The 21,156-nt window shown below is 59.4% G+C and carries 20 protein-coding genes and 1 pseudogene; 13 read left to right on the forward strand and 8 right to left on the reverse strand.

What is annotated here, in order from left to right:
- The 3 genes from IYX23_RS19755 to IYX23_RS19765 form a co-directional block, all read right to left on the reverse strand.
- A complete protein-coding gene (locus tag IYX23_RS19755) occupies positions 1–156 on the reverse strand; it encodes a DUF3309 family protein (protein WP_018409243.1) in 156 nt (51 codons plus the stop codon).
- A 297-nt stretch (positions 157–453) separates the two neighbouring features.
- Complete coding sequence (locus IYX23_RS19760) at positions 454–1,185, reverse strand: trypsin-like peptidase domain-containing protein (protein WP_196394636.1); 732 nt, start codon at positions 1,183–1,185, stop codon at positions 454–456.
- Positions 1,186–1,278: 93 nt separating this feature from the next.
- The gene (locus IYX23_RS19765) at positions 1,279–2,997 is read right to left on the reverse strand and encodes an ABC transporter ATP-binding protein/permease (RefSeq protein WP_196394637.1); all 1,719 of its coding nucleotides are present in this window, start codon (positions 2,995–2,997) and stop codon (positions 1,279–1,281) included.
- Between the two features lie 226 nt (positions 2,998–3,223).
- Between IYX23_RS19765 and mgtA the strand changes: the two genes are divergently transcribed.
- The 7 genes from mgtA to IYX23_RS19795 all read left to right on the forward strand — a co-directional run bounded on the left by mgtA (position 3,224) and on the right by IYX23_RS19795 (position 9,343).
- The gene (gene mgtA, locus IYX23_RS19770; protein ID WP_196394638.1) at positions 3,224–5,986 is read left to right on the forward strand and encodes a magnesium-translocating P-type ATPase; all 2,763 of its coding nucleotides are present in this window, start codon (positions 3,224–3,226) and stop codon (positions 5,984–5,986) included.
- Positions 5,987–6,131: 145 nt separating this feature from the next.
- Positions 6,132–6,644 (forward strand): L,D-transpeptidase, encoded by a 513-nt coding sequence (locus tag IYX23_RS19775; RefSeq protein ID WP_196394639.1) that lies wholly within the window; start codon positions 6,132–6,134, stop codon positions 6,642–6,644.
- An 87-nt stretch (positions 6,645–6,731) separates the two neighbouring features.
- Entirely contained in the window at positions 6,732–7,337 is a 606-nt protein-coding gene (locus tag IYX23_RS20375) for a PAS domain-containing protein (protein ID WP_246716975.1), read from the forward strand.
- A gap of 18 nt (positions 7,338–7,355) precedes the next feature.
- On the forward strand, positions 7,356–7,841 hold the full coding sequence (locus tag IYX23_RS20380; protein ID WP_246716978.1) for a sensor histidine kinase: 486 nt from the start codon (positions 7,356–7,358) through the stop codon (positions 7,839–7,841).
- An 84-nt stretch (positions 7,842–7,925) separates the two neighbouring features.
- Positions 7,926–8,072, forward strand: coding sequence for a hypothetical protein (locus tag IYX23_RS19785; protein WP_196394640.1), 147 nt, complete (start codon positions 7,926–7,928; stop codon positions 8,070–8,072).
- Between the two features lie 72 nt (positions 8,073–8,144).
- On the forward strand, positions 8,145–8,396 hold the full coding sequence (locus IYX23_RS19790; protein WP_245257188.1) for a hypothetical protein: 252 nt from the start codon (positions 8,145–8,147) through the stop codon (positions 8,394–8,396).
- A gap of 722 nt (positions 8,397–9,118) precedes the next feature.
- Entirely contained in the window at positions 9,119–9,343 is a 225-nt protein-coding gene (locus IYX23_RS19795) for a hypothetical protein (RefSeq protein ID WP_196394774.1), read from the forward strand.
- 362 nt (positions 9,344–9,705) lie between these two features.
- Here IYX23_RS19795 and IYX23_RS19800 read toward each other — a convergent pair whose 3' ends face one another.
- Positions 9,706–10,290, reverse strand: a complete 585-nt coding sequence (locus IYX23_RS19800; protein ID WP_348643693.1) for a Spy/CpxP family protein refolding chaperone — start codon at positions 10,288–10,290, stop codon at positions 9,706–9,708.
- Between the two features lie 171 nt (positions 10,291–10,461).
- Positions 10,462–10,827: a hypothetical protein gene (locus IYX23_RS19805; RefSeq protein ID WP_196394642.1), complete on the reverse strand. Its 366-nt coding sequence runs from the start codon at positions 10,825–10,827 to the stop codon at positions 10,462–10,464.
- Positions 10,828–11,340: 513 nt separating this feature from the next.
- On the opposite strand from IYX23_RS19805, the gene IYX23_RS19810 reads away from it, so the two are divergent.
- On the forward strand, positions 11,341–11,901 hold the full coding sequence (locus tag IYX23_RS19810; protein WP_196394643.1) for a cytochrome b: 561 nt from the start codon (positions 11,341–11,343) through the stop codon (positions 11,899–11,901).
- Positions 11,902–12,142: 241 nt separating this feature from the next.
- Here the strand turns inward: IYX23_RS19810 and IYX23_RS19815 are convergent.
- A pseudogene (locus IYX23_RS19815) lies at positions 12,143–12,472 on the reverse strand (phasin family protein).
- 154 nt (positions 12,473–12,626) lie between these two features.
- On the opposite strand from IYX23_RS19815, the gene IYX23_RS19820 reads away from it, so the two are divergent.
- Together IYX23_RS19820 and IYX23_RS19825 are read left to right on the forward strand one after the other, a co-directional pair.
- On the forward strand, positions 12,627–13,763 hold the full coding sequence (locus tag IYX23_RS19820; RefSeq protein ID WP_246716980.1) for an efflux RND transporter periplasmic adaptor subunit: 1,137 nt from the start codon (positions 12,627–12,629) through the stop codon (positions 13,761–13,763).
- 8 nt (positions 13,764–13,771) lie between these two features.
- Positions 13,772–15,895 (forward strand): ABC transporter permease, encoded by a 2,124-nt coding sequence (locus IYX23_RS19825; protein WP_196394646.1) that lies wholly within the window; start codon positions 13,772–13,774, stop codon positions 15,893–15,895.
- A gap of 489 nt (positions 15,896–16,384) precedes the next feature.
- Here IYX23_RS19825 and IYX23_RS20385 read toward each other — a convergent pair whose 3' ends face one another.
- Positions 16,385–16,567, reverse strand: a complete 183-nt coding sequence (locus tag IYX23_RS20385) for an SOS response-associated peptidase family protein (protein WP_348643694.1) — start codon at positions 16,565–16,567, stop codon at positions 16,385–16,387.
- 450 nt (positions 16,568–17,017) lie between these two features.
- Between IYX23_RS20385 and IYX23_RS20675 the strand changes: the two genes are divergently transcribed.
- Positions 17,018–17,410 carry a CsbD family protein gene (locus tag IYX23_RS20675; protein WP_196394647.1) on the forward strand — a complete coding sequence of 131 codons (393 nt, stop codon included), beginning with the start codon at positions 17,018–17,020 and terminating at the stop codon, positions 17,408–17,410.
- A 977-nt stretch (positions 17,411–18,387) separates the two neighbouring features.
- Here the strand turns inward: IYX23_RS20675 and IYX23_RS19840 are convergent.
- Positions 18,388–19,002, reverse strand: coding sequence for a TetR/AcrR family transcriptional regulator (locus tag IYX23_RS19840; RefSeq protein ID WP_196394648.1), 615 nt, complete (start codon positions 19,000–19,002; stop codon positions 18,388–18,390).
- Positions 19,003–19,073: 71 nt separating this feature from the next.
- On the opposite strand from IYX23_RS19840, the gene IYX23_RS19845 reads away from it, so the two are divergent.
- Both IYX23_RS19845 and IYX23_RS19850 read left to right on the forward strand, forming a co-directional pair.
- Complete coding sequence (locus IYX23_RS19845) at positions 19,074–19,688, forward strand: hypothetical protein (RefSeq protein ID WP_196394649.1); 615 nt, start codon at positions 19,074–19,076, stop codon at positions 19,686–19,688.
- 794 nt (positions 19,689–20,482) lie between these two features.
- The gene (locus IYX23_RS19850) at positions 20,483–20,974 is read left to right on the forward strand and encodes a hypothetical protein (protein WP_018409267.1); all 492 of its coding nucleotides are present in this window, start codon (positions 20,483–20,485) and stop codon (positions 20,972–20,974) included.
- The last annotated feature ends 182 nt before the right edge of the window (positions 20,975–21,156 follow it).

The following is a 21,156-nucleotide window of genomic DNA, read 5'->3' on the forward strand; positions in this document are numbered from 1 at the left end:
TTAGAACTTACCGAGAAGAACGAGGATCACCAGGACTATGAGAATGGTTCCCAACATCCCGGAAGGGACATAACCCCAACTCGCGCTATGCGACCACGTCGGAAGTACGCCAATGAGCATCAGGATGAGTATGACGATAATGACGGTTCCAAGCATAATAATCCCTTTCTGGCTATCACCTGCGCTGTGAAGTGCGGAGATCACATCCGAAAGAATCGCAAATCAGCAGAAAGCTCCAATCTCACAAGGAGAGAGCAGCCGCCGCCTTGCCACAAGAGAACTAAATAGACACCAAAGGCACGGTGCAAGATTCAAGAATACTCATAGGCGTTTCTGCGGCCTTATGCCTCACTTAAGGCGTGGTTTGATCCCACACGCGCGGTTCCTGTAATGGCACTGTCGTCGATGCGTCAACAATCCGCCACGAACGAAGCTCCGGCGTGTATCCCGCACTCAGCTTTCAGTCAGCGTCAACAAAATGTCGGCATACCAAGCGCAGTTCAACCCGAGCGCCTCGTCGAGTATCAGGTCGCGGGTCCCGACATCAAGCCGCGCGGAATGGATGCCGAGCAGCATCCACGGCAGATCGCCCTCGATCGGCGCCCAGTCAGATGTACGCATCACGACGGGGGCGCCGCTGGTTCCGCGGTGTGTGCGCGCATCCGTGAGGAAGTAGCCCTGACCTTGAAAACGCAGACCGAACGAAGACGCAATGACCGCGTGCCGCGCGACCGGCATGTGGTGCAGCGTATCGTGGAAACCAAGCGGAAAACCAACGATGAGCAGCGAGGAGCCTATTTCAACCTGGTGCTGCGCGGAGAGCAGGTGTTTGGGCGTGAAGGCCCGGTAAACCGTCGGTTCTGGCAGTGCGGAGCGTTCAATCTCGATCACCGCGACGTCGACCTCTCCTGCAGAGTCGAGCCCCTGGCGCCAGGCAGCCTTGCCGTCGCGATACAGCGGGATCGAGAACCCCATGGACTGGACCATATTCTCGGGGTCGACGTGCAACTGGATCTCGATCCGGTCCGGGAAGTGTTTGCTCGGTTCGTCGAACATCACATGCCGGCTCGTCACCAGAAACAAGCGCTCATCACGCTCGAAGAAAAAGCTACTCGCATTGGTCAGCATCCGCTGCTGTTCGAATGTGTAGAGACGTGCGGTGGCAAGCGGAAGGGTTTCGATCATTCCTCTTCGCCTTCCTTTTAGCCGCCCGGCGTTTCGTGCAAGGCGGCAACACGTCGAATAAGAATACCCTTCGAAAGTCAGCAATCGTCGGGTTCACGATAGGGATCTCGCGCTGAGCTGGATCTCGCGGTCGTAGAACCGTTTATCAACATTGCGGCGTGCGGCGTGGATGATGGTCGAGCCCGGCGCTTCCTCGCAGAGCAGTTCCATCAGCCGCATCTGACTGAGGTCGTCGAGCGCTGAGGTGGGCTCGTCCATGATGATGATGTCTGGGGGCCTCAGCAGCGTGCGCGCGAAGCCGAGTTGTTGCTGTTCACCGTCGGATAGCACATCGGACCAGCTCTGCTCCTCGTCCAGGCGCGGTACGAGATGAGCCAAGCCGCAGGCGACGAGGATTCTTGCCGCGCGCGCGGGGTCGGGCGGCGTGTCGCCACGTGGATAGTCGAGCGCCTCGCGCAGCGTGCCCCGCGGCATATACGGCTGCTGCGGCATGAACGCGATGCGCGCATCCTTCGGACGCAGAATGCGGCCGCTGCCCCACGGCCACAACCCCGCCATGGCGCGGATCAGCGTGCTCTTGCCGGCGCCAGGATCTCCCTTCACGAGAACCTTCTCGCCGCGTCCGATCGTCGCATCGGTGTCCGCGAGCATCAACGCGCCGTCATGCTGGGCGATGGAGAGCCCGCAAAGGTGCAATGCGTCGTCGTCGCTGAAGGCGAGATCGATCATCTTCTCCTCGGCTCCGATCGCGAGTTCGTCGAGGTCCTCGAAGAAGAGATCAAGGGCGGCGACACGCCGCGCCGAGGCAAACCAGTCCGCGAGGCGTAGCGAATTGTCGGCGAGCCAGTTGAGCGCCAATTGCACCTGTATGAAGGCGGCGGCCGCCTGCATGAGATCGCCGAGCGACATTTCGCCGGCGAGATATTTCGGTGCGCCCAGCATGAGCGGGATGGCGGGCGCGAGCACGTTATTGCCGCTCGACAGGAAGAGCATGCGCGCCTGTCGTCCAATCACCGCAACCCAGCGCAGCGCAACCTGACTGAATCTCGCATAATGCCGCTCCCGCTCGGCGTCGTCGCCGCCGATAAGCGCGATTGTTTCGGCGTTTTCGCGAGTGTGCGAAAGTTCAAAACGAAAGTCGGCCTCTGCGGCCGCCTTCGCCTCGACGCGCGCGACGAGTGGGCGACCCAAAAGAAGCATGCCGAAGGACGTCGCGGCGGAGTAGCTGACGACCGCGATGACAAGATAGCCGGGGATCGTCACGCCCCCAATCGTCAGCGAGCCGCCGATGAACCACAGCACGCTGACGAACGAGACCGCCATGAGCAGAGCATTCGTGACGCCCGTCGCAAAGTCGACGAAGAGCTCGATAGCGATCCGCCCGTCCTCGGCAATGCGCGCTTCCGGATTGTCGACGAGCCGAAGGACGCTGAGCTGATAAAAGCGGCGGCGCTCCATCCAGCGCCGCACGAGCGTCTGAGTCAGCCATTCCCGCCAGCGCAACTGAAAGCGCATGCGCATCTGCAGCAGCGCGACGCTCGTCAACGCAGAGGCGAAGGCCAGCGCCAGCATCAGGCCGATGCTGAGAAAGATCAGCCGCTGGTCCTTATTCTGCAGGGCGTCGAAGAAAAATTTGTTCCATCGGTTGACCGCGATGGCCGGGACGAGATTGAGCAGCAGGCAGGCAAAGAGCCCTGCCACGAACAGTTTCGCTTTGCGGCGCGTCGGGCCGGTCCAGAAGCCAAAGGAGAGGTTCGTAAAGTGGCGCAGGAGCCGCGCATCGACCGCGGTTGGAACAATGCCGTTAGTCATATTCGTTCTTAAGCTCAACTTGGGATGACCGGCAAGGCGGCATAGATGGCCCTGCATCTTGGCGCGATCGGCGCCTTCATGTGAGACTATCGCTGTCTGGCTGCGAACTCTTATGTGATCGTTTTTCTCGTGTCATTTTGATGGACGCCGTCTGGCTTCGCGTGAAGCGAGGCCGAGGAGCAGACTAGCGACGTTCACCGACACACGATCGCAGATAGGACCGTGAGTGACCTCGGACGCGAACGAAATTCCCTACTGGAGCCAGGATTCGTCTGAGCTGGCCGCAGCTTTGGAGTCGGGTCCAGACGGGCTGTCGTCCGATCGCGCCGCTGCGCGGCTCTTAAGCGTCGGTCCCAACAGCGTGGAGGATGCGCCGCGCCTGAGCGCGCTTCGCCTCCTTCTACGCCAGTTCCAAAGCCCGCTCGTCCTCATCCTGGCGTTCGCCGCCGCAATCTCGCTCGTGCTCCAGCAATGGGTGGACGCCGCCATCATCCTGGCGATCGTGCTGGGCAGTTCGCTCCTCAGCTTTTTTCAGGAATACCGGGCGTCCACGGCGGTCGAAGAATTGAAGAAGCGCCTGGCGCTGACGTGCCGTGTGGTGCGGGATGGGGTGGAGCAGACAGCGCCGGTCAGCGCGATCGTGCCCGGCGACCAAATCCTCCTCTCCGCGGGCAATCTAATCCCGGCGGATGGGCTCGTGATCGAGGCGCAGGACTTCCTCGTCAGCGAAGCGAGCATGACCGGCGAGTCGTTTCCGGTCGAAAAGCGGGCCGGGATAGTTCGTCCCGACGCGCCTATCACTGAACGGACCAATGCCGTCTTTCTCGGCGCTTCGGTGCGCAGCGGCACGGCGAAGGTCCTTGCCGTGAGCACCGGCCGCCGGACCGAGTTCGGCGCTATTGCGGCGCGGCTGGGGGCGCGCCAACCCGAGACCGACTTCGCCCGCGGCGTGCGGCAGTTCGGTTATCTCCTCGTTCGCGTGATGATTGTCATCGTTCTCTTCGTGCTGACTGTGAACTTGTTGCTCCACCGCCCGGTGATCGAGTCCCTGCTGTTCGCCGTGGCGCTCGCGGTCGGTCTGTCGCCTGAGCTCTTGCCGGCGATCATCAGCGTGACCCTTTCGGCCGGCGCGCGGGCCATGAGCAAGCGCGGCGTCATCGTCCGCCGGCTCGACGCCATCGAGAACCTCGGCAGCATGGATATCCTATGCACCGACAAGACGGGCACATTGACTGAAGGCGCCATAGTTCTGCGCGACGTTCTCGACGCCGGAAGCCAGCCTTCGGATGAGGTGCGACGGCTCGCCTTTCTCAACGCCGCCTTCGAGACCGGCATCGAAAACCCGCTCGATGAAGCGATCGTGACTGCGGGCAAGGACATTGGGCTAACGACCCGCGGCGCCGCCAAGATCGACGAAATCCCCTACGACTTCATGCGTCGCCGACTCACCATCGTCGTGGCGGAGGATGGAGCGCCGTCACAGCGCCTGTTCATCACCAAGGGGGCGTTTTCGAACGTGCTCGACATATGCACATCGTTGGACCGCGATGGCGTCGAGGTTCCGGCGAACGCCGAGCGGCGCGCGGAACTCGAGAATGTCTTCAAGGCCAAGAGCGCTGAAGGCTTCCGTGTTCTGGCCGTTGCAACTCGCAAGGTTCCAGTGAAGGCGGACTACGACCGCGACGACGAACGGGAGATGACCTTTCGTGGCTTTCTTGTTTTCTACGACCCGCCCAAGGCGGACGCGCGGCGCACGATCGACGATCTCAATCGGCTAGGCATCCGCATCAAGGTGATCAGCGGCGACAACCGCTATGTGACGGCGCATCTGGCGAAGGCTGTGGGACTCGATGCAACGTCGATGCTCACGGGCGAAAAGCTCGTAAAACTCAAAGACGAGGCTTTGTGGCATCTCGCGCCACGGACAGACCTCTTTGTCGAGATCGATCCCCAGCAGAAGGAGCGGATCGTCCGCGCCCTGCAGCGGACAGGTCATTCGGTCGGATATCTCGGCGACGGCGTCAATGATGCGCCGGCCCTGCATGCGGCCGATGTTGGCATCTCGGTCGAGACGGCGGTGGACGTCGCCCGCGAAAGCGCCGACATCATCCTGCTCGACCGCGACCTGGACGTGTTGCGCTCTGGTGTGGAGGATGGTCGGCGGACCTTCGCCAACACGCTGAAATACATCTCGATCACCACCAGCGCTAATTTCGGGAACATGGTCAGCATGGCGCTGGCGGCGCCGCTGCTGCCGTTCCTGCCGCTTGCCGCCAAGCAGATCCTACTGAACAACTTTCTCTCCGACGTGCCGTCGATCGCAATATCCAGCGACAATGTCGATGCGGACCGGGTCTCACATCCGCAGCGATGGAGCATCAATGAGATCCAGAAGTTTATGATTGTCTTCGGCCTGATCAGTTCGGCCTTCGATATGTTGACCTTCGCGGTGCTGCTCCTGGTTTTCCACGCCGGCGAGGCGACGTTCCAGACCGCCTGGTTTATGATTTCGCTGCTGACCGAACTCGCGGTCGTCCTCGTCCTGCGAACCCACAAGCCGGCTTTTCGAAGCACCCCGAGTCAGTTGCTGTTGTGGTCAACGCTTGCGGTCGCGGCCGCGACCTTCGCCATCCCCTTCCTCGGGGCGCTGAGCTCGATGTTCGGCTTCGTGCCGCTCTCGGCGATTGAGATAAGCGCCGTCGTCGCTATCGTCCTCGGCTATATTGTGGCGACGGAAGTGGGCAAGATATGGTTCTTCTGGTCCATCAACACTGCAGGTCTTTCGAATCCCATCAGAACTCGAAAGACCAAGGCGTCTGGGCCCAGACCGCATCCTCTTGGGCCTTTCATGAGCGCGCTCGTCGCTACGGCGTTGGTCGTGGGGGGAGCCCTCGTCTTAACGGGAACGCTCATCTTGATAGGAACGCTTGTCCAATTGAGCCTTCAGCCGCATGAAGCGTTAAAGTCGGTCTTCTGGCCAAGCAAATAACGTAGTCGACCGGAAAGCGACCGCCGCCATCGCCATATTTGCGGCGACGCAATCGCCCGGCTGCCTTTAACCTTCAGAAAAAGACGCCATGAGTAGCTTATCGTCTCAAATACGCGCTCCGGCTCTTACGGAACGTCTCGCTCGCTTGTTGCGCATTCTCCTTGTCGGCGTGGCGCTCGTCATTGGCGCCGCCGCCTTGCCGTCGATCAGCGCCGCTCGGGATATGGTGGCCTTTTCATCGTCCGTCGAGCCGGGCACGATTGTCATCGACGCGCGGCGCCGCAAACTTTTTTTCGTTGAGGACGAAGGCGTCGCAATTCGCTATCCGATCGCCGTTCCAAAGAGCAGCGAGGAATGGTCCGGCTCCGCCACGATTATCGGTAAATACGTCAATCCGGACTGGGCTCCGCCATGGATTGTAAAACGAGACCATCCGGAATTGCCGGACCTTATTCGCGGCGGTGCGCCGAACAATCCCATGGGCGCTCGCGCTCTTACCCTCAGCCGCTTCCAGGTGGCGATTCACGGGACGACCAAAAGGATGCGCGCGTCGATCGGCTCCGCCGCCTCCTACGGCTGCATCCGCATGTTGAATGAGGATGTGATTGATCTGTTCGATCGCGTAAGCGTCGGCACGCCTGTAATCATGCGGCCATGACGGTCACGACCTCCGTAGTCGGAATCTCGCGCCGGCCTTACACCGAGGCGCCTTAAGTCAAATCGGCGACAGGGTTTGATCGCATCAATGGCGCGTAGTAAAAAAGGGCAGGAAGGATATTTCGAAATCACAGTCGAACCTTTAGATCCGCAATACGCTCCGGTGCTCGCCCAGGCGGTCGTCGACACGGTCCGCGATCCTCTACTCGTGCTTAATTGTCATCTCAGAGTAGCCGTAGCTAGCCGGTCCTTTTTCCATAATTTTGCAGTCACCCCCGAAGAGGTCATCGGACGTTCGGTTTATGAGATTTTAGACGGCCGCTTCAACATAGCGCGCCTGGCTTCGCTCTTGGATAAAATCCTGCCCGAACACGCCGTCGCGGAAGATTTTGAGATAGATGCCGAGTTTCCTCGCATCGGACGCCGCGTCGTGATTGTGACCGCGCGAGAAGTCTTCTTCACCAGCAACGCTCACAAAGCTATTTTGCTTTCCTTCACAGATGTGACCCGTCGACGTTCCATAGAAAAGGAGAAGGATTCTCTTCTCAGTGAAACGAGAAAACTGCTTCGGGAGAAAGAAGTACTGCTCCTAGAAATGCAGCATCGCATTTTCAATAGTTTGCAAATCATCGCGAACATCATCATGATGAAGACTCGGGTGACGACCTCGGAAGAGGCGCGCCGACACCTGTAGGACACTTACTCCCGCGTCATGTCGGTGGCGACATTGCAGCGGCACATCGACACGGCAGGCCGTACCGAACTCGTCGAAGTCGCTCCCTATTTGACCACGCTATGCGAGGGCCTCGCGGCCTCGATGATCGGTGAGGAGAAACAAATATCCCTGAAATACGCCTTCGACAGCGCCCTCATTCCCTCGACGGAAGCAGTGAGTCTAGGCCTGATCGTGACGGAGCTGGTTATCAACTCCGTGAAATATGCATTTCCTCAAAGCCGGCCGGACGCGGAAATCCTCGTCAAATACGAAACCTCCGGCTCCAACTGGCGGCTCACGGTGTCCGATAATGGCGTGGGCAGGCCGGAAGGATACAATACGGCCGCCCCTTCTGACGGCTTGGGCAGCACGCTTGTGAAGGCGCTGGCGCAACAGATCAAGGCGCAAATTGAAATGGCAAGCAGTGCCCGCGGACTCGTTGTGTCGATCGCGCATGCGACATTTAGCCCTCGGGCTACATAGCCCGCGCCGATCCAGAATAGGATCGGCGCGGGTCGCCTCGAGCATTTCGCCATCTGTTCGAGAAGTCGCCGCCAGAAAACGACGATGACGCCTGCGCTAGCCAAGCGGACGAATGTGTGGGAGCAGCTCAGAGCGCGCCTGATCGAGCAGAGCGGTCCGGAGGTGGCGATGACAAACCGGCTGACCGCAAACCCCCGCCAACGGATCATTGCAAAGCTCGGCCTTGTCTGAAACGCCAGATAGGCCCATATTTTCAAGGTCGGCCGCCATTTTGGGCAGTGTCGGCTTGGTGGAGACATGACAATGATCGAAACATTGATAGGACTCATCTTTCTCGTCATCATCATCGGGGTGTTTTGGTGGGCCGCAACGACCTTGCTCCGTGTCATTCCTCTCGCGGAGCCATTTCGAACAGTTGTTCACGTGCTCGTCGTTTTGGTTGGGGCGTTCATTGTTCTTTATGTGGCGCAGATGTTCCTGGAGGCAGCCGGCATTAAAGTGCCATGGCCGAAGTTTGGCGAAGCGAAATCAATACACGCGATTATTCGCGCCTGAGCGATTTGTTCAAACTGCATGGACCCGCGCAGCTAAAACCGCTCGAGATGCAGGCTCACAAGTCTCCCCAACCCGCCTGGTCCAGGGGTTAGGGCGCACCCTCCGGAAGGCGCTGCGACGAATCGACCATCTGATAGGCATGAGGAGATTCTTCAGGGCGCCGCATTTCCGGATCGTCTCGTCATCAACGCCCTTGCCACGTCATTGACTTGAGCATGGACGCGGATCGCGTCGATGACGCGCTTTCCAGCGGAAAGAACTTCACGCCGCCGCCGACATTTCCCGCGCGCGCAAGCGAGCCAAGATGGGTTAAACTTTAGTGCGGTTGCGCCAAAATACACTAAACCTGCATTATCCGTGGGGGTTCGAGAGGAGAAACGATCATGTCGTCACCGTTGGCGCGCATGGCGCTCGGAGCTGTAGTAGGCGCGGCGGGCGTCGCGCTATTTGGCCCGCACATAGCGCGACGCGCACGTCCGGCCGCGAAAGCCGCGCTGAAAGCAGCGCTGGCGGCCATGCACGAGGCGCGGACAAGGGGCGGCGAAATCGCCGAAGCCGCCGAGGATATCTACGCCGAGGCAAAGGCGGAAGCGGAGGCCGAGACCGAAGCCGCGGGGGGCGCGGCGGCCGTCGCAGAGCCCACGGCCGCAGCGGCAGTCTCCAAAATCAATTCCCAGATGAATCATGGTGGCGCTTTTTCCCATCGACCCGAGGAAACGGTCATGACAAAGCAACCGGGACTCGACGGCCGCCATCGAGACCAGAACGGCAGAATCAGCAAGAAGCATGGCAATACGCTCATATCCACATTGCGTCAGACCTATGGGGCCGGATTCGCTCTGGGGCGGTCTGGCGATGAAAGATTGGCAGATGTTCTGCACGACCTCGACGAGCCGTCTCTCAGTCATCTGATCCATGACTTACAAAGCAATCGACTTGATTCGTGACTGATGACGGATGACCTCTCGACACCCAGTGGAGCGACTCTAGCGCTGCCTGCCACGTTCGATAGCGGCGCGGACGAGGTCAGCTTCCAGACGAGGGGCTTCGGCTTTTCATCCTGGCCGTTTGCAACTCTTCTATGAGCTGCAGAATAAATACTGGCCGAACCAAGGATGTGGCCAGCGTTGATGAAGGCGGCGGGGCCATACCAAGAGCGAATTCGATCGGTTCATCGTAAACGGCCGTCCGCCCGAAATGCTCGAAAAAAGTTCAAAGCATCGAGGATCGAATGTAGCGGCGCTATGGGCTGACCCATTTAAGCGCGTCACGCGGTAATAGGTGCGCCAGTCATTTTCAACAAGGCCCATCAGCGATGGCAGCCATTTTCCCGTTCATCGCCGAAATAGTGACTAACGAAGTCGCCGAACCTGCGCCGCTGCGAAGAGTTCAGACTGTCGTACAGTGGCGCCGTTGCGTCGGCGATTTTGCGCAGATCGTCGGCGCGCGCGCTCAAGGTGTCGGCTTGCATGCGCATATCGTCGATGGTTGTCCAATCTTGATCGTCGGGGACCTTGTCGTCTTGGGCTTTGCCTTCCTTGGCATCGGGGCGTTGCGCTTCCCGCATCGCAGCCGCTCTCTGCTCCCGCAGCTTGAGCATCCTATCGGCACGGCGTTGCGCCATGTCGTGCAATGCAGTCTGAACGGCGCCCCAATTCTTGCCCTGATCCGGCGTCAACCGAAGAACCGCCTTGAAACGAGCGATTCGCGCGTCGGCAACGTCCATAATCTGATTGGCGGTTCGTCCGCACATCTCGTCTCGATCGCGTCGATCGTACGCGACGGAGCTGGAAGGAAGGATTACTACGGCGCAAACCGTCATTATTGCGCACGCAATGAGGGCTCTTCGCATGGTCAAGTGTTTTTGCCGCGCCCGCGATCCGATCTTATCCATGACTACATCCCCCAACTTGTGCGAACGTTTCAGTTTGTCTAGGCAACCGCAATCGAAAGAAGTAGTCAGCGTCCTTATCCCACCGAAGTCGCCCCCGCTCGGTTTACCGCGAGGCCGGTAGCTGTTGCGGCCTCGCGTCCAATTGCGGCGCAGGACAAGGCGCGCACTTTATTAGCAGGCCCACACCCAACCAGCGACGGGGTCCCACTGCCAGCACGAACTGCCGCCATACCCGCCGCCATACCCGTAGCCGGGATAGCCGTAGCCTGATGCGCCCGCGATTCCCGCGCCCAAAACGCCGGCCGCGGCGCCCGCGACGCCAGCCGCTGCGCCAACCGCGGCGCCGGGAATGCCGTAGCCTCGGCGATAATAACCGCGGCGATAACCCCGATAGTAAGCTTGTTCGAACGACGTCGTTACTCCAACGCTCGTTGGACTCGCGGCGCTCATGGGGCCAGCCAAAACTTCCGCCGGTAGAGCCGCCAGCGCGGTCATCCCGCATAACGCGGCCAGGACAGATTTCACACTCTTACACATTTCGACCTCCCTTTCAGAAACACAGATTTTCAGAAACACAGAGTCGAGTCCGCCCCAACGCGGGCGCGCCGCGCGCTGCTTCTGCGTCGCAAGAGGATCAACTAGGCCTAAATGTGAAGTTGTCGAGGAGGTTCCTCGATCACGATCAACTTCGCGGGGCTTGGAACGCCTCGGTGTAAATCAGATTTCAATTGTGACCCCTTTCGAAACATTCCCGACAGTAAAATCAGCGCCTTGAGCATGTGACCCTACGCGGCATTACAGCCGTGGATTGTCGCAACCTGATTTCGATTGTGTGGCCGTCATGTTGATCGTCGTGGGCTTGTTGTGCGTGGCGGAGCTGGCTGCCTCATTGCGCGCACCAACTGCGGCGTGGGAAGCGTCCAATGTGGATTCATAACGTTCCACCGATACAATTTGCCGCATCGCTTCTCTGCGTTCGACGGAAATTCGCCGAAGTGAACAATTATGTCGTTTTGACAAATGTCTGCGGAAAATACAGTGAGGCCCTCAATGCAATGGCGCAATTCTCCACGAGCCTACGGTGCAGCCGTCCAAATCGTTCATTGGTTTTCCGTGCTTCTTGTTGGCGTCGCATGGGTGCTCGGGACCGTGGGCGAAGACCTGCCAAATGGAAGCGCTCGTAATCTCGGAGAGCTAATCCATGTTTCCGCGGGAGAGCTGATCGCCATCCTTTTGATCGTTCGCGTCGGCTGGCGTCTAATCAACGCGCCGCCGTCTCCAGAACCGACGCCGCTGGGGAGATTGGGCGATTTGGCCGCCAAAATCGTCCACCTTGCGCTCTACGCGCTGCTTGCGGCGGTTGTCGCCGTTGGCGTCGCGACGCAATTTGCTGATGGCGACGCGCTTTCCGTGCTTGGCATTTTCGATATCGCATCGCCGTGGGCGAAGAACAAAATGTTTGCGCATGACATGAAGGAAATCCATGAAACTATAGCGAACGGACTTATCATCCTCGCCACGCTCCATGCTGGAGCGGCGTTGGTCCACCACTTCGTTTTTCGCGATCGCACTCTGAGACGTATGCTGCCAGCGGCCTTGAAGCCCCACTAATCCTGCGCTCGCTGCTTCGGCTTCGTTGCGGCCTGTCGGCGACCCGAGCGCCAATGCACCGCGGGCAGCTCTGCTTTTCATCGCGGGAATGGCGGTTGACTCCAATACGTCGAGCTTTTCGACTTTTTTGGCGGCCCTGCGAGGAACTCACGAGCCTTGGCGACCACCGCCCGCAATACCTGATAGCGCGGGTGCTGTCGATTTCACTCTCTTCAAGACAGATAAAGAAACCTACCCAAGTTCAGATCTGCTTCGCCGCGACCGGCGCATTCGACGGGGGAGCGGAAGCCCGCTGCCGTGCAGGCGATGCGGCTTTGAATGGCTTGAAGGCTTCCTTGGCGAGGTTCGAATACATTTCTCCGATCATGGTGGTTTCGGCAACGAAATCTTCATAGGCGGTTTTGGCGAAATCCGACTGCAACTGAATTGCTTCGTCGAGCTTCTTCACGCCCATCAGCTTTTCGAAGTGCACACGACAAAGATAATTTTCTCGCTAAGACGATCGCAGCGGGATACTGTATGCGAGCTGAGCTATGTCGCGAACCCCAATCGCCCGAGAGTTCGATGTCATGACTGAGACCCGAGCGCTCGATCAAGAAACGATCTCAAAGGGGCAACCGCCTGTCTCATCGGCGCACGCGACGCCACGTCGATTTGGATGGTTCGTTCCGGCAACCCTTGTCATCATCGCGGTCGCGTTTGGCAGCGTGGCGCTTTTCTGGACGATGAGCAGAGAGAGCTCGCTGCGTTATGTGACCCAGAAGGTCACTCGCGGGCCGATCGTGCGCACTGTGACGGCGAGCGGCACGATCAATCCTGTCATCACCGTGCAAGTTGGCTCATATGTTTCGGGCGTCATTCAATCGCGCTATTGCGACTACAATACACAAGTGAAGCAGGGACAGCTCTGCGCTAAGATCGACCCGCGTCCCTACCAGATCGTCGTCGATCAAGACAAAGCCAATCTTGCCGTCGCGCGGGCCCAACTCATCAAAGACAAGGCTAACCTCGCTTATGCGAAGGCGAGTTACGAGCGCCACCAGAGACTCGCCCCGAGCAAGGTGATTTCTCGAGACGCCCTGGATAATGCAAAAAACGCCTATGATCAGGCGCAGGCGCAGATCGGACTGGACGAGGCCACGATCGACTTGCGCGCAGCGGAGCTGCGTGCGGCCGAAATCAACCTCGGCTACACCGATATTATTTCGCCGGTCGATGGAACGGTCGTGTCGCGCAGCGTGGAAATGGGTCAGACGGTCGCCGCAAGCTTTCAGACGCCAACCCTCTTTTTGGTCGCGACGGATTTGACGATCATGCAAGTCGATACGAATGTCTCCGAGAGCGACATCGGCGCAATCAAGCTAGACAATAAGGCGTCCTTTACGGTCGAATCCTTCCCCAATCTTCCGTTCCGGGGCGAGGTGACGCAGGTTCGGCAATCCCCACAGACGATCCAGAACGTCGTCACCTACGACGCCGTCGTCAGCGCGCCGAATGCGGACGCGCTGTTGAAGCCGGGAATGACGGCGACCGTGCGCATCGTCGTCGACGAACGCGACGACGCCTTGCGCGCGCCTGACCAGGCGTTTCGCTATACCCCGGGGGGCCTCGCGGCGCTTTCAGGATCGCCTGACGATTCGCCCGCCGTTCCTGACGGGAGTGTGCGGCTGTGGGTCTTGCGGGATGGTAGCCCGCAGCCAGTCGTCATTTTCCCGGGGCTCGACGACGACACTTACACTGAGATCGTCAAAGGCGATCTTCAAGTCGGAGATGACGTCATTCTCAGCGAGGCGGAGAGCGCAGCCGCTTCGCAGAAGCCCGGCTTCGCGTCGTCCCGCCGCTCGCGGGAGCGAAAGGACTGATCGACATCATGGGCGACGTCGTCATCGACGTGAGAAATGTCACGCGGACATTCACGCTCGGCGATGTGGAGGTTCATGCGTTACGCGGAGTTTCCCTGACAATCGCTCGCGGCGAATTCGTCGCGATCATGGGCGCGTCGGGATCGGGCAAATCCACTCTGATGGCGATTCTGGGTTGCCTCGATCAGTCGAGCAGCGGGCAATATTTTCTTGAGGGAGTCGACGTCGCGCGGCTCACCGAGCCGGAGCTGGCGCGGGTTCGTAGCGAACGGCTGGGCTTTGTCTTTCAAAGCTTCAATCTTTTAGCGCGCACCAGCGCCATCGAGAATGTCGCGCTGCCGCTGTTCTATTCCGGCGCCGCGGCAAGCGCCCTCCAAAGGAGGGAAAAGGCGCGAACGGCCCTTAGGCTGATGGGGTTGGCCAATCAGGAAAACAACACGCCAGCGCAGCTCTCTGGCGGCCAGCAGCAGCGTGTGGCGATCGCGCGCGCGCTAATCAACGCGCCGAGCGTCCTGTTCGCTGATGAGCCGACCGGCAATCTCGACAGCAAGACGTCGCATGAAATCATGGGGACTTTGACCGCGCTCAATCGCGACCAGAATGTGACGATCATTGTCGTCACCCATGAATCAGATATCGCCGCTTATGCAGACCGGGTCGTCACGATGCGCGATGGCGAGATCGTATCAGACGAGCCGCGGACGACATCCAAACCCCACGAACCGACGATGCCTTTGGCTCCGAACGCGGTCGATAAGAGCTCGTCGAGACCGACGATTCATCCAAGCGATCGTGCGGCGCCATGGGAATCGACGCGGGTTTCCGCCTTCGCCTTCAGCTCGATGATCCTCTCCGCCGCAATCCAGGCGATCAGCCGCAACAAGCTGCGCTCGGCGCTCACCATGCTTGGCGTCTTCATCGGTGTCGCGGCTCTCATCGCCATGGTCGCGGTCGGCAAGGGCGCCAATGAAGCGGTGCGCAGGCAGATCCAGAGCCTGGGAACAAATCTTGTGGTGGTCGTCCCCGGCGCCGTCACCTCGGGCGGCGCAAGGGCCGGCTTTGGCAGCGCCTCGACGTTGACCGTGGCCGACGCGCACGCAATTCGCCGCGAGGCGATCGCGGTCCGTTTTGTCTCCTATCTGACGCGTCAGTTGAGCCAAGTGCAATACGCCAACAAGAACTGGACGACGAACGTCCAGGGCGTCTCGCCCAACTATCCGCCCATCACCAATTGGCGCATCGAAGTCGGCCGCGGCGTCAGCGAAGACGACGACAGAAGCGTCGCCCTTGTCGTTGTGCTCGGACGTACCGTCTACCGGGAGCTTTTCTCGCGCGATGAAAATCCGCTCGGCGCGACGATTCTGGTGAGAGGCGCGCCACTGCGGGTGATCGGCGTGCTTGCCGCGAAGGGCCAGAGCATGTGGGGACAAGACCAGGACGATCTGGTGATGATCCCCTTCAAGACGGCAGAACAGAAGGTTCTCGGCGTCGCCTTGCCCACGCAGCAAACGAATCTGACGACCGCCTATCCGCCGCCGCCCAATCCATTCAACCTGCAACCGCGCCTCACCGGCTACGTCAATCAGATCTATGTGCAGGCGCCGACGCCGGAAACAATTCAAGCCGCGATCGACGAAATCAACCAGATCCTCATGCGCCGCCACCGCATCAAACCCACCGGCGTGAAGGATTTCAGCATCCGCAATCTCAACCAGATCGCCGAGACCGCCGAGAGCAGCAGCAAGATCATGGCGGTGCTTCTGGCCGTCGTCGCCTCCATCTCGCTTGTCGTCGGCGGCATCGGGATCATGAATATTCTGCTTGTGTCCGTGACCGAGCGCACGCGCGAAATCGGCCTGCGCATGGCGGTCGGGGCGCGGCGCCTACATGTGCTGATGCAGTTTCTGGCGGAGGCGGTGCTGATCAGCGTGACCGGCGGCATTGCGGGCATTGTGGCCGGCGTCAGCATCTCCGAAATAATCTCGCTCTTCTCGGAATGGTCCTCGCCAATTTCTCTTTCCGCCGTGGCAATCGGCTTTCTTTTTTCCGCTGCGGTCGGGATTTTCTTCGGCTATTATCCAGCGCGGAAGGCGGCTCACCTCGATCCGATTCAAGCGTTGCGTTATGAATGACGCAAAAGGTAACGTATCAACGCCCGCACGCCTATTCACACTTAGATTCAGCGACTGTTGTCGATTTGCATTTCAAGGTGAGACTCGCCCATTGAATGATTTCAATGAGGTGGCTGGGACTGAACTGCCCCACGGGATATCTCAATTGAGACTGCCGCCGGAATATTTGGCACTCAAAATGGGATGCGGTCGATCGACCGCAGCGTTGGGGGATGAATCCAGACCGCATCGATCCACATGACGCGCGACAGGAAGACCCAGAAGCACGAGAGAACTTTCTCCGTCAGCTGCTTCGTCGATCCAATTGGAAAGTGACCGGCGAAGTCGTGAGCGTCGCGCGTACGCAACTCAGTATTCCAAGGTCAACCCTTTTTCGTGTGGCGCGACATCCATTCGTTAGCCGGGCCAACAATGATCGTCGCCGAATTTTCCATTTCCTTTGTTTCCTGATTGGCGTTGCTCTCCCATAGCCCCGCCAACGCCAACGGCTCACTGCTCGGCGACGAAATAGTGCGGCGTCTTCGCACTTTTGGCGCCTGTCCCCTCATAGAAACCTGACGCGGGAATGATGCAGCGGCGCGACTTGAACGCTGAGCGGAACATGGGCTTCTCGGCGACCGTCTCCGCGCGCGCATTGATGTTGCGGGAAGCTCGGCTCGCGGCTTTTTCCACCCATCGGCACAAGGCCCCAAACGCATGGGGACAAGCTCGCGTCCGCCATCGTGGCGGCGGACGACCTCAATCTGTGTGGTTGGGGCGATGTTGTAGCGCGGGCGCAGGTTGCGCGGCTGGCCGATTAGATCGGCGAGCCTGTGGATTTCATCCCAGGACAGACATTGCGTGAAGCGTCCACAAATGGCGCAAGCTTAACGTAACGTGGTCCGGGGGCGGAGAATCCGCATTTGCGACTTGACGACCTCGCGACATTATTCTCTTTAATGTTCTCATGTCCCGCCGTCGCATGGTCCCAGCGAACACGCAGCTAGGCAAGAGGGGTTGCGCGTCGGTCGATTAGAGAAGACGATCGGCTCGGGAACAGGCGTGTCGCCGCACGTTCCCTACCCCTTTGGAACAATCTTAAACTGCAGTTGTTCTACCGTCGGTCAGCTAGGGAGATCCGTTATGTCGCTAATTTATCTTACACGCGGCGCGCTTTTCACCATCGTCGCCGCCTTTGCCCTCAGCACGGCGTGTTTCGCCGCCGATACGCAGAAATGGGCGCCGCCCAATGTCGTGGGTATGCCGGGCTACACTCCCCAAGCCCAAGAGCCGGGTCACGCTCCCCAAGGCCGAGTGCCGGCCGTGCGCCAATCGATTACCAGTTGGAGTGTCATCTCCGGCGGCTGGAAACAGTTTTCCGGTAAGGTCAAGGAGCAGTGGGGCCGTCTCACGGATGACGAGCTTGCGGAGATCAACGGCAAACGTGAAAGTTTGGAAGGGATGCTTCAGCAGAAATATGGATACACGCCGGAGGAAGCAAAGAGAGAAGTTGATGCTTGGGTGTCGCGTAACTGAGAGGCGCGCCTCAACGAAAGGCCCTGCTCACGAGGCGGGGCTTTTTCCGTTCATGGTATCGGCCTTCGATAGCGGTGACCAGGCAGAGGTGTTGGCGGCGGCGAATGTTTCTATTGCAAGGGCGGCCTTTCAAGCAGCCATTCCGACGCGGGCCGATGCACGCATCCTGCATCAAGGCGCCGGCGCTCCCCAAATAGTTGCGGCGCAGGATTAAGGCCCCGCTATCGTTTTCTTCTGTTTCTTTGTCTTGAGCACAACGGTAATCTTGTCGCCGCCCTTTGACCCCTCAATAGATTTCAGTGTGCTTTCTCCAAGGAAAATGTTGCCGCCGGCCGCTTCAAATCGCTCAGTCTCGTTATCTCATCGGCTTTTCTGTTTGCCATGTCGTCCTCCCTGAGCCGCACTCGGCACCCTGTGGGAAGCGGGCTTAGCGACCGGATCATCGTCTGGGCTGATGTCGAGACAGCAGCATTGTCGCGCGTCTTGAAGGCGCTGTCGCGGCGATGATTCCGATTCCGAACGGCGTCAGGGTCTGGATTGAGTGGGCATAATGACATGCGGCGCGGATGCAGGGTCTGGCGCTTCAGGTTCAGAGAGTTTGAAGCGCGATCCCCATGTCGGTGATCTTTATATTTTCCGAGGTCGCCGCGGTGATCTCGCCAAGATTCTCTGGCACTGCCGCACACCGCAGCGGAATGATGCCACCCGGGTGGCGAGGCTCGCTGGCCGAGGATTTTTGTCTCACCGGCGAGGCTGCTTGGTCAAGACGTTCGCTTGTTTACCGCCGACCCAATCCTCCAGGCATCTGGCAAGAGCGCCAGCTGGGACCGATCCGCACCTTCAACGAAACGTCCCGTCAGATCCCGCATCAGACGATGCGGGAATCATGGCTGACTCGCGCATTTTCAAACAGCGAGGGTCAGGACTTGCTCTTCGTCAGCGGCTCCTTCGCGCCAGCAGCGGTTAAAATGGGCTGGCTACTTCTCATCAGCGTGCCCGCCTTCGAGCGCGTTATTCGCTCTTCTGGCTGTTTCCCTGATCAGATGAGCCAAGAGCCGCTCCAGATCCCCGCCTTCCGGCTCACCCAGCGACGCTAGGCCGACCACGTTTCTGAGGGTGGCAACTCCGGTAATCAGCGCCGCAATCACTGCACCGTGCATCACAGGCGCGCCCAGCTTCTCCGCGAGGGGCTTCACGACCTCATTGGCGTAGAAGTCTCGCACGATTGGACCCGCTTCGCGGCTCGCAATCGAGTTGAGGATGATGTCCAGTCCTTTGGCGCGCGTCCCGCGTGTCGCCAGCACATCCCACGCCAAGGTCCCCGGAAGCTTGTCGGGCAATTCGTCGAAGAGATCCTTCGGTTTCACCGCAGCGCTGACAGCATCGGCAAATAGACGTTTCTTGGAACCGAAGCAGCGGTGCACGTAGGCGACGTCAACTCCGGCAGCGGCAGCAATCTCTCGCAGTCCGGTCTCCTCGTACGAGCGCCTCGAGAAATGCTCGATGGCAGCCCCAAGAATCCGCTCCCGCGTGTCGTTCGCTACTGGCGGCCGGCCCCGCCTACGTTTTTGTACGACCGTTTCGGTAGACATCTGCGTCTCCTGTGAGCATGCGCTCACTGCGAATAAGAGTCCGCCGCCCTCCAGCGAGATAGGAGACAACAATGACTGAGAATGGCAGCCAGCATCCGTATGTGACCTGGACGAAGCAACGGCTTGACGAGATGGATGCCGCCTTGGCGTCCATTGAGACGAAGGCGAGCCAGCTTGAGGCCGACGCCAAGAGCAAGGCGACGCAGCTGAACGCCGACCTAAAGAAGCGGCGCGAAGATTTCGAGGCCGAGGTCAAGGCACACCTCAAGGCGGGCGAAGCAGCGTTGCAGACTTCGAAGACGCAATTGGAAAAGCAGTGGGCAAGCTTTGAAGCAGAGCTGGAGACCTACGTGGAGACGGTGTGCAAGGACATCGATCAGAAACGCACCACGTTTGCTGATATCGCCGCTGCTCAAGCGAAAACTTGGGGCGAGGCCGTCGAGAAACTTCAAACTGCTGCATCCGAGGTTGGAGCCGAAAATAGGGCCAAAGTCGACAAGGCGATTGCGCAATTGCAGGCCGGTAAGACCGAGGCCAAGGCTCGCCTCGAGGAACTCAAGCAGGCAGGGGACGAGTCTTGGGCTGCGTTGAGTGCAGCCTTGCAAACGTCACGCAAGAAATTCGACGAAGCGAGCCAGAGCGCTTGGGAGGCAGTCAAGAACGCAGTGCCCACAATAAAGAGCTGATCGCTCTAAGTGGCGCGACGCAAGCAATTTATGATGGAGGGGACAGCTCGTTCGCGTTACTCACGCCACTAACAGCACCTAAATGAGCTGCTGTTGGTGGCGCGGCGACGCTGATCAATACGGCCCCGCCTCCCAGTATTTGAGTCCCGACAAACGCTCGCGGCGCATGGCGGACGCCGCGATCAGACCCCCAGAGTGTTGCTTCGGCCCCATCACCTGGTTTTTTATGAGTCCGACGGCACGGTGACGATCGCGCCGCGGATACCGCCACTTGCCGGTGTGCTATTGACGACCAACCTATCCTCTTGGCTTTCAATGGCTGGGGCTGCGCCGCCGTCAAGGCGTTTGAGGACGACGATCCATACTATTCCGCGCAAATTCAAGGGGATCTCTAATGAAAGTCAAAAGTACAATGCTCGCGGTTGCTATCGGCAGAGCATGTCTTCTTACAGCGCCTCTGCATTCCCGATTTTTGGTGTGACACAGGTCCGCAACGGCGACGCTGCTGACATAGCCGGTAAGGTTATTCGAGGTCTCCGGGGCCCCAGCAGCCACCGGGACCGTTATTATGATCGACGTCGCTACCGGGGCGACTATGATCGGCGTCGCGACTAGACCGTCGAAATCGCGAACCAGAGTGGGGGACCGGGCTCGGCGAGAATGGCTTTTGTGGGCCGCCGGACCGGCCGCGTCGGTAGCATCTCTAGAATAAAGAGGACGCCGGCTTTTGAGAAAAAAGTCACCGTAATACGGACAGCACAAAAGACGTTTAGTTTTTGCAAAGGAGAGAAAAAATGGTCAGCAAGAATGACTTTTCCCCGGTCGAGTGGAAGAAGCTGGTCCAGGCGCCGCTGCTTGCAGGTTTCGCCGTCAGCGCCGCCGATCCTACCAGCTTCGTCGGCGCGCTGCAGGAGGCTTTCGCAAATGCGAACCAGCTTGCCGAAGCGAAATCTGGCGCAAGTGGCGAACTCGTTAAATCGATCGCCGAGGAAATCCTGTCATCCTCGGGTCGGGCCGAGGCGCGCGAAGGCATTCGGAGCATCGTGCAGGGCGCCAAGCTCGACGAAATCAAGGGCAAGGCGCTGGACGCGCTGAAGGAAACGGCGGAAATCATCGACCGGAAGGCGCCGGGCGAAGCCGCAGCCTTCAAGGGCTGGCTCGCGCAGATCTCGAAGGCAGTAGCGGAGGCCGGCACCGAAGGCGGCTTTCTCGGTTTTGGCGGGGTGAAGGTCAGCGACGTCGAGAAGGCCACGCTCGGCGAGATATCGCAGATCCTGGGCGCGTAAAAGCGCTTCGCGAACGCCGCCGGGGTCGCATGATCCCGACAGCGCGTTCCATTGGAGGATCGATGTGGCCAACGAATCGACAACGATTGAAGTCCTTCCCGAATTCGCGGGCGAGACGGTTCAGGGGCCATCTCGACGCTGGCACGGGGGGAACACTGACGCCTTTCGGACGTTCGTACAGG

The organism is Methylocystis sp. L43 (assembly GCF_015709525.1).
GTDB lineage: Bacteria > Pseudomonadota > Alphaproteobacteria > Rhizobiales > Beijerinckiaceae > Methylocystis.

What these genes read in the sequence shown, in the direction of transcription:
- IYX23_RS19785 (WP_196394640.1), top strand. Translation starts at nt 7,926, where the DNA reads ATGACGCCTGCGCTAGCCAAGCGGACGAATGTGTGGGAGCAGCTCAGA.
- IYX23_RS19845 (WP_196394649.1), top strand. Translation starts at nt 19,074, where the DNA reads ATGACTGAGAATGGCAGCCAGCATCCGTATGTGACCTGGACGAAGCAA.
- IYX23_RS19800 (WP_348643693.1), bottom strand. Translation starts at nt 10,290, where the DNA reads ATGGATAAGATCGGATCGCGGGCGCGGCAAAAACACTTGACCATGCGA.
- IYX23_RS20375 (WP_246716975.1), top strand. Translation starts at nt 6,732, where the DNA reads ATGGCGCGTAGTAAAAAAGGGCAGGAAGGATATTTCGAAATCACAGTC.
- IYX23_RS19840 (WP_196394648.1), bottom strand. Translation starts at nt 19,002, where the DNA reads ATGTCTACCGAAACGGTCGTACAAAAACGTAGGCGGGGCCGGCCGCCA.
- IYX23_RS19820 (WP_246716980.1), top strand. Translation starts at nt 12,627, where the DNA reads ATGAGCAGAGAGAGCTCGCTGCGTTATGTGACCCAGAAGGTCACTCGC.
- IYX23_RS19825 (WP_196394646.1), top strand. Translation starts at nt 13,772, where the DNA reads ATGGGCGACGTCGTCATCGACGTGAGAAATGTCACGCGGACATTCACG.
- IYX23_RS19765 (WP_196394637.1), bottom strand. Translation starts at nt 2,997, where the DNA reads ATGACTAACGGCATTGTTCCAACCGCGGTCGATGCGCGGCTCCTGCGC.
- IYX23_RS19795 (WP_196394774.1), top strand. Translation starts at nt 9,119, where the DNA reads ATGACAAAGCAACCGGGACTCGACGGCCGCCATCGAGACCAGAACGGC.
- IYX23_RS19790 (WP_245257188.1), top strand. Translation starts at nt 8,145, where the DNA reads ATGATCGAAACATTGATAGGACTCATCTTTCTCGTCATCATCATCGGG.
- IYX23_RS19810 (WP_196394643.1), top strand. Translation starts at nt 11,341, where the DNA reads ATGCAATGGCGCAATTCTCCACGAGCCTACGGTGCAGCCGTCCAAATC.
- IYX23_RS19760 (WP_196394636.1), bottom strand. Translation starts at nt 1,185, where the DNA reads ATGATCGAAACCCTTCCGCTTGCCACCGCACGTCTCTACACATTCGAA.
- IYX23_RS19755 (WP_018409243.1), bottom strand. Translation starts at nt 156, where the DNA reads ATGCTTGGAACCGTCATTATCGTCATACTCATCCTGATGCTCATTGGC.
- IYX23_RS20380 (WP_246716978.1), top strand. Translation starts at nt 7,356, where the DNA reads ATGTCGGTGGCGACATTGCAGCGGCACATCGACACGGCAGGCCGTACC.
- IYX23_RS19805 (WP_196394642.1), bottom strand. Translation starts at nt 10,827, where the DNA reads ATGTGTAAGAGTGTGAAATCTGTCCTGGCCGCGTTATGCGGGATGACC.
- IYX23_RS19850 (WP_018409267.1), top strand. Translation starts at nt 20,483, where the DNA reads ATGGTCAGCAAGAATGACTTTTCCCCGGTCGAGTGGAAGAAGCTGGTC.
- IYX23_RS20675 (WP_196394647.1), top strand. Translation starts at nt 17,018, where the DNA reads ATGTCGCTAATTTATCTTACACGCGGCGCGCTTTTCACCATCGTCGCC.